Below are 12,642 nucleotides of genomic sequence, written 5' to 3'. Positions count from 1 at the left end.
GTGATGATGGCGCTGCCGCCAATTTTCGACAAGCTACGCCTGCCGGTTGTCGGCGCCCCGCAATTCATCATCGCCAATCCTGCTCTCGTGACGGCGCAGTGCAAGGCCGGCATCGTTGGCTCGTTCCCGGCGCTGAATGCGCGTCCGGTTGAGTTGCTGGAAGAATGGCTGACTGAGATCAAGGCAGATCTCGCCGCTTATGATGCAGCAAACCCCGATGCGCCGTCGGCGCCGTTTGCCGTCAACCAGATTGTGCACAAGACCAACGCCCGTTTGGAGCAGGACGTCGAGCTCTGCGTGAAACACAAAGTGCCGATCGTGATCACGTCGCTCGGCGCGCGGCCGGATGTGAATGACGCGATCCATTCCTATGGCGGCATCGTGCTGCACGACGTGATCAACGTCGCGTTCGCCAAGAAAGCGCTGGAGAAGGGCGCTGACGGCCTCATCGCGGTGTGCGCGGGCGCGGGCGGGCACGCGGGCGGTTTATCGCCGTTTGCTCTCATTTCGGAATTGCGCGAATTCTTCGATGGCCCGCTCCTCGTGTCCGGCGCGATCTCGACCGGTCGCGGCATCCTCGCCGCCCAAGCGATGGGCGCGGACCTCGCCTATATCGGCTCGGCCTTCATCGCGACGACCGAAGCCAACGCGCCGGATGCCTACAAGCAGATGATCGTCGACAGCACGGCAAACGACGTCGTTTACAGCAACCTTTTCACCGGCGTGCTCGGCAATTATCTCAAGGGTTCGATCAAAGCGGCCGGTCTCGATCCGGACAATCTGCCGCAGAGCGATCCGAGCAAGATGAACTTCGCGGTGGGCGCCGAGGGCTCCAAGGCGAAGGCCTGGAAGGACATCTGGGGCGCCGGCCAAGGCGTGGGCGGCGTGCACGAGATTATTCCGGCCGCCGAGCGTATCGCGCGCATGAAGCGCGAATACGACGAGGCAAAGCGGGCATTGTGCGCTAGCTAATCCCACACCTTTCGCAGAAAAATCTTAGACGGCGCGCGGGTTTGCACTCGCGCGCCGTCAATCTATCCGACCGAGTAGCGCGCGGCCGTAGGCTTCCTCAACAACAGAGGAATGCCGATGAGCACATCACCCCCACTCGAAAAATCCGCGCTTGAATCGCTCACGCTGCGAAGCGCGGCCGCAATCGCGATCGCCGCGGCGGCGGAACGCCTTGGCGTCATCTTGCCAGAAGGTGCGGCCCAAGAACGCGCCGCCGCGATCTTCGGTCTTGTCGTCACGCTTTGTCTGATCGACGTCGCCGTCGGCCGCGCGCGCACGCACCCCCATCGTCTGAAGGAGAACATCATGCGCCATCCCTTGCGCGCGCTTGCCCTTGCTTGCGCGCTCGCCGTAACGCCTGCCTGCGCTTCGACGCAGATCTGGCAAACACGGATCGAAAATTCCGTCGCCGCTGCACGCACGCTCGATCAACTCGCCTACGCGGTCCTGCACAGCTACGCCGCGATCGTCGAAGAGGCGACGGACATCGTTCGCGATCCGGCGGCGCCCGCTGGCTTCAAGCGTGCGCTCGGTCAAGCTGAGCAGGTGGCCACGCCGGCGGCCGAGACGCTGCAGATCGCAGTCGTCGCTTACGTGCAGGCCCGCGCGGACTTCGAAGCCGCCAGCGGCGAGACGCAACCGACGCTCGAACGCGCCGCCACGGCGCTCACGATCGCTGCGCGACGCTTGAGCGAGGCAGTCACCGCCGCCCAAGCGCCGATCTCCGAACTCGAAGACCTCGCGCGCGTCGCGGTTAACAGGAGCACCCCATGCTGAACTGGATCATGCAATTGCAGCTCTTGCTGGCGGCGCTCTCGGCGTTTTTTTGCCGTTGGCGCCCCAGCGAGTATCGCGAACGCATCGCCGAAGTGCTGGACGTGGCCGCCAAGCTCTCGCCGCCGGCGGGCGGTGGCGACCAATCTCGACGACCTCGCCGCTAAGCTCTCGGCCATCCGCGCCGAAGTCGAGGCGATGGCCGCCGCCGGCCGCGCGCTCACGGCCGATGAACTCGATGTCGCAATGGCCCGTGTCCGCGCTGCGTCGAGCGCATTTCGCGCAGCACTCAAGACCGCGGAGGCCGGCGCCTAAGCGCCGCCCGCGTAGGGGAGGCGCTGGTCTTTGGTTGACCTCGACGCCTCCCCGCCCTTTTCTGCGCGCATGAGCACGCACATCCTCGCCATCGATCAGGGCACGACCTCGACGCGCGCGATCGCATTCGATCTCGACTTCAATCCCGTCGCCACGTCGCAAATCGAACTCCAGCAGCACTATCCGGAGCAGGGCTGGGTCGAGCATGATGCGGAGGAGATTTGGGCGGCGACGCTCAATGTTTGCCGCGATGTCATCGCCAAGGTCGGCGGTCCCGCGAACATCGCCACGATCGGCATCACAAATCAGCGCGAAACGACTGTGGTGTGGGATCGCAAGACGGGCGCTCCAGTTCACAAGGCGATCGTCTGGCAGGACCGCCGCACGTCGGAAGTATGCGCAGGCTTGCGCGAGGCCGGGCACGAAGCGCGCGTCCAGCAGACGACCGGCTTGCTGCTGGATCCCTATTTTTCAGCGACGAAGATCGCTTGGGTTCTCGACCAAGACCCTGCGCTGCGCGCGCGGGCCGAGAAGGGCGAATTGGCGTTCGGCACCATCGAGTGTTTCCTCGTCTGGCGGCTGACCAATGGCGCATCGCACATGAGCGACGTCACCAACGCCGCACGCACGTTGCTGTTCGACATCTCCAAGCGCGCCTGGAGCGAGGAGATGTGTGCGCTCTTTAAAGTGCCGCCGACGCTTTTGCCAAAAACAGCCGCGTGCGACGCGCATTTTGGCGACTCGTCGGCGGAGCATCTTGGGCGCGTCATCTCAATACACGGCGTGGCTGGCGATCAGCACGCCGCGCTCGTCGGGCACGGATGCCTCAAGCCTGGTATGGCCAAAGTCACCTATGGCACAGGCGCATTTCTCGTCATGAACATGGGCGATACGCAGCCGTACTCGCGCAATCGTCTGCTGGCGACCATTGGCTACCAGGCGCAACAGGATTTCGCCTACGCGCTCGAAGGCTCGATCTTTTCCGCCGGCGCCACGATGCAATGGCTGCGCGATGGATTGAAGCTGATCAAGAATTCCGCGGAGTCAGAAGCCATCGCCGCGGCGTTGCCCGACAATGGCGGCGTCTATCTCGTGCCCGCATTCGCCGGCCTGGGCGCACCACAATGGAATGCTGAGGCGCGCGGCACGATCATCGGCCTCACGCGGGACTCGCGCTTAGAACATCTTGTCCGCGCGGGCCTTGAAGCGGTCGCGTATCAAACGGCAGATCTGCTCGATGCTCTGCGCGCAGACGGCGCGCCGCCGATCAAGTCATTGCTCATCGATGGCGGACTCACGGCGAACGCATGGGCGATGCAATACCTCGCCGATATTTGTGACGTCGAAGTCGCGCGTCCAAAATTCCAGGAAGTCACAGCGCTCGGCGCAGCCAAGCTTGCAGCTCTTGGCGCAGGGCTCATCACTTCGTTGGATGGCGCTGGCGCAACCACAAGCGCGCGCTGGACGCCACGCATGACGCAGCCTGCACGGGACGATGCGAGATCGGGCTGGAGTAAGGCCGTCGCCGCTGCTTTGGCGGCTGCAAACTGAGGTGCGCGAGTTGGGCGTGGTGAGCCCGGCGGGATTCGAACCCGCGACCCTCTGATTAAAAGTCAGATGCTCTACCGACTGAGCTACGGGCTCGCGCGCGAGGGCGTGCACTTAAGCCGATGCCCTCGCATGCGCAACCTATAGCCTGGATTTAGTCGCCCTATGGCGCATCAACCGGCGGCGGCGGGGCTGGCGTGCTGCTTGGTTCGATCGTCGTCGACGGCGGCGGAACAGGGTCTGCGGCCGGCGCCGGGGCGCTGGTGGGTGGCGTCGCTGCCGGTTGGGCGGGAGCCATCGGAGCGGGAGCACTCGTCGCCGGCTCAAGATTCGGCGTGTTCACACGATAGCTGCCGTCCGGCGCACGTGCTTCCGCAAAGCTTTGCTCTTCTACCGGCACGAGGGCGGTCTGCGGCGCATTTGCGAAGCTCATGTAGCCCCAGGCTACGCCCGCGAGCATCGCGGCCAAAAGCGCTACGCGCACCATCGCGCCGCTCTTGTTTTTATAGCGCGGCGGCGGGGCATAAGGGTCATGGGTTTGCGGGGTTTCAGCCATGTTCCGTTCTCCGTTTGATAGGTCAAAGAGCCAACCCACCGCCGCCGAGACAGTTCCGCTCACAGAACCGTGTGGTGCTGTCGCCACAGAAACTAAGAAATGGCCTGCGGAGGCGCCGAACAAGGTTGGCGAACCCGCCATGCGATGGTCACAGTGCGGCCACCTCCAGTTTCGGCGGGGGACGTTCTCTGGCTTCGGCCGTCGAGAATGCGCGCAGGGGCGATGAGGGGATGGGGCCGCGTCGGGAGGGGGCGCGGCCCCTTTTATGTGCTGAAGCGCGACCACCTGTCGCCGGAACGACACGCTGACGCGCTAAACATCTGGGAGCGGCGGAATATTGCTGCCTAATAAGGAGCCCGGCGTGGACTGCCGCGTTTGGGCGGTTACAGGTCACACTGTGAGGAGGGCCGGGAACCAAAGCGAATGTTTATCGTTCGGTAACGGGGCTTGGGCTCCTTAGGGACACGCTAAGTTTGCGAAGCTCGACGGATGAAATCCGGCGCGCGTTCGCGCAGGGGATTTCGGCAAGAGGGAAGATCATGAAATCACGTATCACGAAGACCGTCGCTATCGCGGCGGTAATGGCGGGTGCCTCAGGCGCCGCCCATGCGACCGAAGGCTGGTATGGCCGCGCGGACGTCGGCTACAGCCTTGAAAGCACCGTTGACGGCAACGTCGATGGCGAAGATTTCAGCGGCGATCTTGAAAACGATTGGATGGGCGCGCTCGGGCTCGGCTACGCGTTCGACAACGGCTTCCGCACGGAAGGTGAACTCGCCTATCGCTACAACGATTGGGAAGGCGAAATCGACGGCGGCGACGCGGCTGGTTATGCCCGCTCTTGGTCGGCGATGGCCAACCTGTTCTATGATTTTAACCGCGGCGCGTCGGTCGAGCCGTACCTCGGCATCGGCGTTGGTGCGGCGCGCATCGGCGGCGGCATCGACGGCATCGGCAGCGATCAAGACACTGTGCTGGCTTACCAAGCGCTTGCGGGTATCGCTTTCGGCATCACCGAACAACTCGATCTCGACGTGGGCTACCGCTATTTCGTAGCGCCGGACGTGGAGTTCGAAGCTGCCGGCCTCCCGATTGACGTGGATTACGAGCATCAGGCCGTAACGGTTGGCCTTCGCTATCAGTTCGCAGCGCCGGCTGCTGCTCCGGTTGTCACTCCGCCAGTCGTCACGCCGCCGGTTGTTACGCCGCCGGTCGTCGCGACGCCTGCGTGCCCGACGTCGGAATTTGTCGTGTATTTCGAGTGGGATCGCTCGAACCTGAACCAAGCCGCTTTGGAAACGATCGACGCCGCTGTGAACCGCGCACGTCAGTGCAACGTCTCGGGCGTTGTGGTCGTGGGCCACACGGATACGTCGGGCTCGCCGACCTACAACCAAGGCCTGTCGGAGCGTCGAGCTTCGGTGGTGCGCGACGCCCTTGTGGCGCGCGGCATCGCGGCCGGCTCGGTCACGAGCCAAGCGCGCGGCGAAAGCGACCTCGCCCGTGCGACGCGCGACGGCGTGCGCGAGCCTCTGAACCGCCGTACGGCGGTGACGATCAGCTTCCGCTAATCGCTCGCCTCAAAGGCTAAAACTAAAGCGCGGGCCCGGCCAAAAGCCGGGCCCGTTGCTTTTGGGGGTGGCGCCCCAGCAACTTGAAGGTCTTTTTTGCGGAGTGTGGCAAGAAAACGATTAACTCGGCGGGGCGAACGGTTGTAGAAATCTGAGAACGACCTGGCTGAGGAGCCAGGCCGGGGGCCCATTCACACACAAGGGGACGGCCAGATGATGAATAAAATGAAGCGTACGCTGGCGTTGGCCGCTCTGATGAGTGGCGCGGCGGGTGTCGCGCACGCCACGGAGGGCTGGTACGGCCGCGCCGACCTTGGCTACGGCTTTAACGGCGGCTTGGACGGCCAAATCGCCGACGGCAACGACACGGCGGATTTCCAACCGGATTTCGAGCGTGATTGGCTTGGCGCGCTTGGCCTCGGCTACGCATTCGACGGCGGCTACCGCCTCGAAGGTGAAGTTGCCTACCGCTATAATGATTTCGAGCCGATCTCGATTGATGACCCGATCGACAGCGATTTTGGCGGTTCGGCCCGTTCGTGGTCGGCGATGGCCAACTTGTTCTATGACTTCAACCGCGGCGGCTCAGTAGAGCCGTACGTTGGCGTTGGCGTTGGCGCTGCCCGCGTCGGCGTGGGCCTCGATGGCCTCGGCATGGACGAAGACACCGTGCTTGCCTGGCAAGCTATGGCTGGCCTCGCGTTTAGCCTGACTGAGCGCCTCGATCTCGATGTCGGCTATCGCTACTTCGCGGCGCCGGATGTTGAATTCTCCGAAGGCCTCGGCGCTGGCGTAACCGGCGAAGCTGATTACGAGCATCAAGCCGTGACGGTTGGTCTGCGTTGGCAGTTCGCCGGCGCCGCGCCGCCGCCGGTCGTTGTGGCGCCGCCGCCGCCGCCGCCGCCACCCCCGCCGCCGCCGGTTGCGGCTGCGTGCCCGACGTCGGAATTTGTCGTTTATTTCGAGTGGGATCGCTCGAACCTGAACCAAGCCGCTTTGGAAACGATCGACGCCGCTGTGAACCGCGCACGTCAGTGCAACGTCTCGGGCGTTGTGGTCGTGGGCCACACGGATACGTCGGGCTCGCCGACCTACAACCAAGGCCTGTCGGAGCGTCGAGCTTCGGTGGTGCGCGACGCCCTTGTGGCGCGCGGCATCGCGGCCGGCTCGGTCACGAGCCAAGCGCGCGGCGAAAGCGACCTCGCCCGTGCGACGCGCGACGGCGTGCGCGAGCCTCTGAACCGCCGTACGGCGGTGACGATCAGCTTCCGCTAATCGCTCGCCTCAAAGGCTAAAACTAAAGCGCGGGCCCGGCCAAAAGCCGGGCCCGTTGCTTTTGGGGGAAGCTTTGCCCTCTCGGGGGATAGGGATGGACATGGACATGCCGTCTGGGCAAGTTCCGGCATATGTCGGCCGATAAAATCAAAGCGCTGGCCTCCACCGAGTGGGGCGCCGGTGTAGAACAATTGCTGGACGATCTGGACGCGCAAACCGAAGCGCTCGCCGCCCGCACCGAGGCTTGGTCCTCGATCAATTCAGGCTCCTTCGAACTGGCAGGTCTCGCGCGAATGCGCGGGCGGTTGCTAGATGCCGTTTCGGTGCTACCCGGCGCCGTCGCGGAGGTGGCGCTGGCGCCATCGGAACGCATCCGACCCGATGGGGAAGTGGCGCACATCGAGCACGGCGCCTCGATCCGCCTGCGCGTGCGCCCAGAGGCGCCGATCCAGATCGCACTCACGGGTCATTACGACACTGTCTTTCCAGCCGCGCACGCCTTCCAGAAGCCGTGGCGCGAGGGTGATGTGATGCACGGGCCTGGCGTGGCCGACATGAAGGGCGGCATCGCCGTGATGCTGGCCGCTCTCCAAGCCTTTGAACGCCTGCCAGGCGACAAGCGGGTTGGCTACGAAGTCCTGCTCAGCCCCGACGAAGAGATCGGCTCGCTCGCCAGTGCGCCGCTGCTGGCAGAACTCGGCAAGCACGCGCATCTAGGCATGACTTATGAGCCGGCGATGGCCGATGGCGCACTCGTCGATGCACGCAAAGGCTCAGCCAATTACAGCCTCGCGATCAGCGGTCGCGCCGCGCATGTCGGGCGTGCCTTCCAAGATGGCCGCAACGCTGTGATCGCCGCGGCCGACGCAGCAGTCGCGCTCAATACGCTCAATGGACAACGCGATGGCGTGACGTTCAATATTGGGGCCATCGATGGCGGCAGCGCCGTCAACGTCGTCCCGGAACGCGCCGTGCTCCGCTTCAATGTCCGCGCGCCGGATTCGGAGAGCGCGTCATGGGGTGAGGCGCAGGTTCATCGCATTGTCGCAGATGTCAACGCGCGCGACGGCGTCAGCGCGCACCTGCATGGTGGTTTCACTCGCGCGCCCAAGCCGCTGAACGCCCAGCAACGCACAATGGTGAGTTGGACTCACAAAGCCGGCCAAGCGCTCGGCCTCGATCTGCAATTTCGACCATCGGGCGGTGTCTGCGAAGGCAACAACCTCGCGGCCGCGGGTTGCCCCAACATCGATACGCTCGGCCCCTGCGGCGGTGGTTTGCATAGCGATCAAGAATTCGCGCTGATCCCAAGCTTCACGGAGCGCGCCAAGCTGTCCTTCCTTCTCTTGACCGGCGTCGAACGCGGGCTCTTCGATGTGCGGAGCCTCAACGCATGAGCGGCCCGACTTATGTGATGCGTGCGGCCGGGCCGACCGACATCGAGGGTTTCAAACAATTGCGCGAGATCGCGGGCGCCGGCTTTACCAGCCTTATGCTCGACGACGCCGCGATGGCCGAGAAGCTTGCGCTCTCGGAGCGTAGTTTCGCGTCCTCAACTGAAACTGCCGGCGCTGAGCGCTACTTCATGACGCTCGAACACATCGAAACGGGCGAGATTGCCGGCTGTTGCGGCGTGAAGGCAACGATTGGGGAAACGCCGCCCTTCTTCAATTTCCGCATGATCACAGAGGCGCAATCGTCCGCCGTGGTCGGCAAGCGCTTCGACATGCGCGTGCTGATCGGCGTGAATGATTTCACCGGTTGTACCGAAGTGGGATCGCTGTTCGTGCGGCCTGAACACCGCGCCGGCGGCATTGGTCGTGCGTTGGCGCAGAATCGATATGTGTTGATGGCGGCGCAACCGCAGCGCTTCCGCGATCGGGTTGTTTCTGAGCTCCGCGGCGTAGTGTCTGAAGATGGCGTGTCGCCGTTCTGGGAGGCGGTGGGGCGCCATTTCTTCCACATGGATTTTGCTGAAGCCGATAAACTCAGCGCCACCACCGACAATCAATTCATCCTCGACCTGATGCCGCAGCATCCCGTTTATGTGGATCTACTGCCGCAAGACGCGCGCGACGTGATTGGCAAGTGCCACGCTGCAGGCGAGGGCGCCGAGCGTTTGCTGCAATGGGAGGGTTTTACCTTCTCCAACGTCATCGACATCTTTGATGGCGGCCCGCTGATGAGCGCACCGCGCGATCATATCCGTACGCTGCGCGAGACCAAGCGCGTGCGGCTTGAAGCGGCGCAACTCGGCCCCAATTCAAAGCGTGCGCTGATCGCCACGCCGCGCATCCAGGGCTATCGTTGCGTGTCCGCGCGCGCGTCGCTGGCGAACGGCGTGGCGCAAGTCGATGCGGCGACGCTTGCCGCGCTTAAGCTCGAGAACGGCGCTGAAGCTCTGATCTGGGTGGATGATGCGAACTGAACTCTTTATCGGCGGCCAATGGCGCGAGGGCTCCGGCCCGCTTTTCACCTCACATGATCCCGCCACCGGCGACAAAGTTTGGGAAGGCCGCGAGGCCAATGCCGATGATGTCGCTGAGGCGATGGCTGCAGCGCGCCTAGCGTTTCCCTCATGGTCGCGCCGCCCGCTCGACGAACGCCTCGCCATCGTCCGCGCATTCGCCAAAGCGATCGAGGAGCGCGCGGACGAGATCGCGCGCACGATCAGCCGCGAAATGGGCAAGGCGCTCTGGGATTCCAAGGGCGAAGTCCAAGCCATGATCGGCAAGATCGAAATTTCGATCCGCGCCCAGGCCGAGCGCGCTGGCGCCAAGGAAGAGAAGGCGGCCTTCGGCGCCATGACACTTTCGCACCATGCCCACGGCGTGCTCGCGGTGTTCGGCCCGTTCAATTTTCCTGGCCATCTGCCCAACGGCCACATCGTGCCCGCGCTACTCGCCGGCAATTGCGTGCTGTTCAAGCCTAGTGAGATCACCCCGGGCGTTGCCGCGCTGATGGTTGAAGCTTGGGACGGAGCGGGCCTGCCTGCTGGCGTGCTCAATTTGCTCCAAGGCGGACGAGATCCGGGTGCAGCGCTACTCGACTCGCACGGCCTCAACGGCGTGCTTTTCACCGGTTCGGCGCACACCGGCGCGTTCATCCACAAGAAATTTGCCGGTCGGCCAGACGTGATCCTCGCGCTCGAACTCGGCGGCAACAACCCGCTGATCGTGTGGCCGCCCGTTGATGCGAAAGCCGCGGCAAATCTGATCGTGCACTCCGCCTTCGCCACAAGCGGCCAACGCTGCTCCTGCGCGCGCCGTTTGATCGTGCCGCACGGCGCGGAAGGCGATGCGATCATCGCCGCACTCGCTGAACTCACGCCGCAAATCTCCGTGGGTCCCGCGACGCAAACCCCGGAACCGTTCCTCGGCCCGGTCGTAAATGCACAATCAGCCGAGCGCGCGGTGAAGGTGGAGCAGGGGCTGTTGGCTGCCGGCGGCAAATCCATCGTGCCGCTGAAGCGCGATGGCGCCTTTGTGTATCCCGGCATTGTCGATGTGAGCGGCCTCAATCCGCCTGACGAAGAATTGTTCGGACCGCTGCTGCAAGTCTATCGCGTCAATGATTTCGACCACGCGCTCGATGTCGCCAACGCCACGCGCTTTGGTCTCGCGGGCGGCCTCATCAGCGATGATCCAGCGCTCTGGGTGCGGGTGAAGAACGAAATGCGCGCGGGCATCCTCAATTGGAATCGCCCAACCACGGGTGCTTCCGGCGCGATGCCGTTCGGCGGGCCGGGGCTTTCTGGTTCGTTGCGTCCGAGTGCGTATTACGCGGCGGACTACGTGGCGTATCCTGTTGCGACGCAGCTTTCGGAGAAGGCCACGCCGATCCCAGCGCCTGGCCTACCATCGTGAGCGCGGAAGAAATCAATTTCGACGGCCTCGTCGGCCCCACGCACAATTACGCCGGGCTCTCTGAAGGCAATCTCGCCTCCGCCCGCAATCGCGATATGGTCGCGCGTCCGCGGGAAGCGGCGCTGCAAGGCATCGGCAAGATGCGCCGTTTGCGTGCGTTGGGTTTGAGCCAAGGCGTTCTGCCGCCGCACGAGCGGCCAAACATCTCCTGGCTGCGCTCGCTTGGCTTCGCTGGCGCGGATGGCGAGGTTTGGGAAAAAGCTTGGAAGAGCGAACCGAACATTGCTCGCGCTGCGCTTGCGGCGTCGGCGATGTGGGCGGCAAACGCCGGCGCCATTTCGCCGAGCATCGATTGCGCTGACGGCAAGCTCCACGCTTCCGTCGCCAATCTTCAAACCATGCTGCATCGCTTGCTCGAAGCGGAGCAGACTGAACGAACGCTGCGCCGCTTGCTGCCGGATCAACAGCGCTTCGCCGTGCATCCCGCGCTCTTCCCGCATGATGCGCTCTCCGACGAAGGCGCGGCCAACCACATGCGCATGGCGGCAAATGCTGGTGCGCCCGGCGTCGAAATCTTCATTTATGGCCGACGCGCCAGCGAACCACGGACCGGTTTTCCCGCGCGGCAAACGCTTGAAGCTTCACACGCCATCGCGCGCCGCCACACGCTCGATCTCGGCCGCACGGTGTTTGCCAAGCAGGCGGCGAAGGCCATCGACGCCGGCGCCTTTCACAACGATGTCGTCGCCGTTGCCCATGAGCATGTGCTCTTCCACCACGACGATGCGTTTGACGATAAAGCCGCGCTCTACGCCGAAATCCGCGCCAAGGCGCAGGGGTTCGAGCCTGTATTCGTGGAGGTCCCAACAGCCCGTGTTGGTCTTGAGGACGCTGTCACATCCTATCTCTTCAATTCGCAACTCGTTCGCCTGCCTGGCGCCAAATCGCTCACGCTTATCGCGCCGAGCGAAACGCGGGAGAATAACCGCACCGCCGAATTCGTTCGCGAAATGGTCGCTGCGCCAAACGCAGCGATCGGGCAGGTCGAATATGTTGAAGTCCGCGAAAGCATGCGCAATGGCGGCGGCCCAGCTTGCTTGCGGCTGCGCATCGTCATGACGCCCGAAGAGCGCGCCGCCGCGGCGCAAGGCTTCTTCCTTACGGATGTTCTTGCAGACGGGCTCGAGGCTTGGGTGAAGAAGCATTATCGCGAAGAATTGGCGCCAGCCGATCTCGGTGATCCTGCACTCGTCGGCGAAACGCAAACCGCGCTCGACGAACTCACCAGCATCCTGCCGCTGGGTGCGGACTTCTATCCGTTCCAGCGCGCATAAAAACAGGCGCTCGGCAGCCGCGGGTGACAGCTGCCGGCGCCCTTGATGGCGGGCCGATTAGTTGAGGCTTTCTGGCCTCAATTTGTAGCCGCCTTCGTCCGTCTCATCGAACAGAAGCTCGATCTGCGGGTGCTCGACCGGCTCGCCCGTATCGTCGGCGACGAGGTTCTGCTCGGAGACGTAAGCCACGTAATGGCTGTCAGAATTTTCGGCGAACAGGTGATAGAAGGGCTGATCACGCTTCGGCCGCACCGGTTCTGGAATGGCCTGCAGCCATTCTTCGGTGTTGGAAAATTCCGGGTCGACGTCGAACACTACGCCGCGAAACGGGAATAGCTTGTGACGTACAACTTGGCCGATGGAGAATTTGGCTTCGTTTTGCATTTTCTCCT

13 protein-coding genes and 1 tRNA gene are annotated in these 12,642 nt (G+C 63.7%); 11 read left to right on the top strand and 3 right to left on the bottom strand.

Translation table 11 applies throughout. The features are described from left to right. The first annotated feature begins 6 nt into the window (after nucleotides 1-6). The 5 genes from EPJ54_RS05885 to glpK all read left to right on the top strand — a co-directional run bounded on the left by EPJ54_RS05885 (nucleotide 7) and on the right by glpK (nucleotide 3,651). On the top strand, nucleotides 7-972 hold the full coding sequence (locus tag EPJ54_RS05885) for an NAD(P)H-dependent flavin oxidoreductase (RefSeq protein WP_135211198.1): 966 nt from the start codon (nucleotides 7-9) through the stop codon (nucleotides 970-972). Nucleotides 973-1,089: 117 nt separating this feature from the next. Continuing rightward, nucleotides 1,090-1,788, top strand: a complete 699-nt coding sequence (locus EPJ54_RS05880) for a hypothetical protein (RefSeq protein ID WP_135210716.1) — start codon at nucleotides 1,090-1,092, stop codon at nucleotides 1,786-1,788. After that, entirely contained in the window at nucleotides 1,782-1,952 is a 171-nt protein-coding gene (locus tag EPJ54_RS19745; protein WP_167755591.1) for a hypothetical protein, read from the top strand. The genes EPJ54_RS05880 and EPJ54_RS19745 overlap by 7 nt, the downstream gene beginning before the upstream one ends. Continuing rightward, complete coding sequence (locus EPJ54_RS05875) at nucleotides 1,921-2,100, top strand: hypothetical protein (protein WP_135210715.1); 180 nt, start codon at nucleotides 1,921-1,923, stop codon at nucleotides 2,098-2,100. Before EPJ54_RS19745 ends, EPJ54_RS05875 begins: the two co-directional genes overlap by 32 nt. A gap of 69 nt (nucleotides 2,101-2,169) precedes the next feature. Further along, on the top strand, nucleotides 2,170-3,651 hold the full coding sequence (gene glpK / locus EPJ54_RS05870; protein WP_135210714.1) for a glycerol kinase GlpK: 1,482 nt from the start codon (nucleotides 2,170-2,172) through the stop codon (nucleotides 3,649-3,651). Between the two features lie 17 nt (nucleotides 3,652-3,668). Here the strand turns inward: glpK and EPJ54_RS05865 are convergent. Together EPJ54_RS05865 and EPJ54_RS05860 are read right to left on the bottom strand one after the other, a co-directional pair. Beyond that, nucleotides 3,669-3,744: transfer RNA gene (locus EPJ54_RS05865), tRNA-Lys, on the bottom strand. A 67-nt stretch (nucleotides 3,745-3,811) separates the two neighbouring features. Next, nucleotides 3,812-4,204, bottom strand: a complete 393-nt coding sequence (locus tag EPJ54_RS05860; protein ID WP_135210713.1) for a hypothetical protein — start codon at nucleotides 4,202-4,204, stop codon at nucleotides 3,812-3,814. A 539-nt stretch (nucleotides 4,205-4,743) separates the two neighbouring features. On the opposite strand from EPJ54_RS05860, the gene EPJ54_RS05855 reads away from it, so the two are divergent. From EPJ54_RS05855 to EPJ54_RS05830, 6 genes are all read left to right on the top strand, one after another. Continuing rightward, the gene (locus tag EPJ54_RS05855) at nucleotides 4,744-5,775 is read left to right on the top strand and encodes an OmpA family protein (protein WP_135210712.1); all 1,032 of its coding nucleotides are present in this window, start codon (nucleotides 4,744-4,746) and stop codon (nucleotides 5,773-5,775) included. Between the two features lie 213 nt (nucleotides 5,776-5,988). Beyond that, complete coding sequence (locus tag EPJ54_RS05850) at nucleotides 5,989-7,050, top strand: OmpA family protein (protein WP_239590775.1); 1,062 nt, start codon at nucleotides 5,989-5,991, stop codon at nucleotides 7,048-7,050. Nucleotides 7,051-7,181: 131 nt separating this feature from the next. Further along, on the top strand, nucleotides 7,182-8,447 hold the full coding sequence (locus EPJ54_RS05845; RefSeq protein ID WP_135210711.1) for a hydrolase: 1,266 nt from the start codon (nucleotides 7,182-7,184) through the stop codon (nucleotides 8,445-8,447). After that, nucleotides 8,444-9,478, top strand: coding sequence for an arginine N-succinyltransferase (locus EPJ54_RS05840; protein WP_135210710.1), 1,035 nt, complete (start codon nucleotides 8,444-8,446; stop codon nucleotides 9,476-9,478). Before EPJ54_RS05845 ends, EPJ54_RS05840 begins: the two co-directional genes overlap by 4 nt. Then, nucleotides 9,465-10,916: a succinylglutamate-semialdehyde dehydrogenase gene (gene astD / locus EPJ54_RS05835; RefSeq protein WP_239590774.1), complete on the top strand. Its 1,452-nt coding sequence runs from the start codon at nucleotides 9,465-9,467 to the stop codon at nucleotides 10,914-10,916. The genes EPJ54_RS05840 and astD overlap by 14 nt, the downstream gene beginning before the upstream one ends. Next, the gene (locus EPJ54_RS05830) at nucleotides 10,910-12,250 is read left to right on the top strand and encodes an N-succinylarginine dihydrolase (protein ID WP_135211196.1); all 1,341 of its coding nucleotides are present in this window, start codon (nucleotides 10,910-10,912) and stop codon (nucleotides 12,248-12,250) included. Before astD ends, EPJ54_RS05830 begins: the two co-directional genes overlap by 7 nt. 57 nt (nucleotides 12,251-12,307) lie before the next feature. Here EPJ54_RS05830 and hspQ read toward each other — a convergent pair whose 3' ends face one another. Next, a complete protein-coding gene (gene hspQ / locus EPJ54_RS05825) occupies nucleotides 12,308-12,634 on the bottom strand; it encodes a heat shock protein HspQ (protein WP_135210709.1) in 327 nt (108 codons plus the stop codon). Between the last annotated feature and the right edge of the window lie 8 nt (nucleotides 12,635-12,642).

The sequence above is a fragment of the Vitreimonas flagellata genome, assembly GCF_004634425.1.
Classification (GTDB): Bacteria; Pseudomonadota; Alphaproteobacteria; order Caulobacterales; family Aquidulcibacteraceae; genus Vitreimonas; species Vitreimonas flagellata.
Note: the sequence above shows the minus strand (reverse complement) of the source record. Positions and strands in the feature narration are given on the sequence as shown.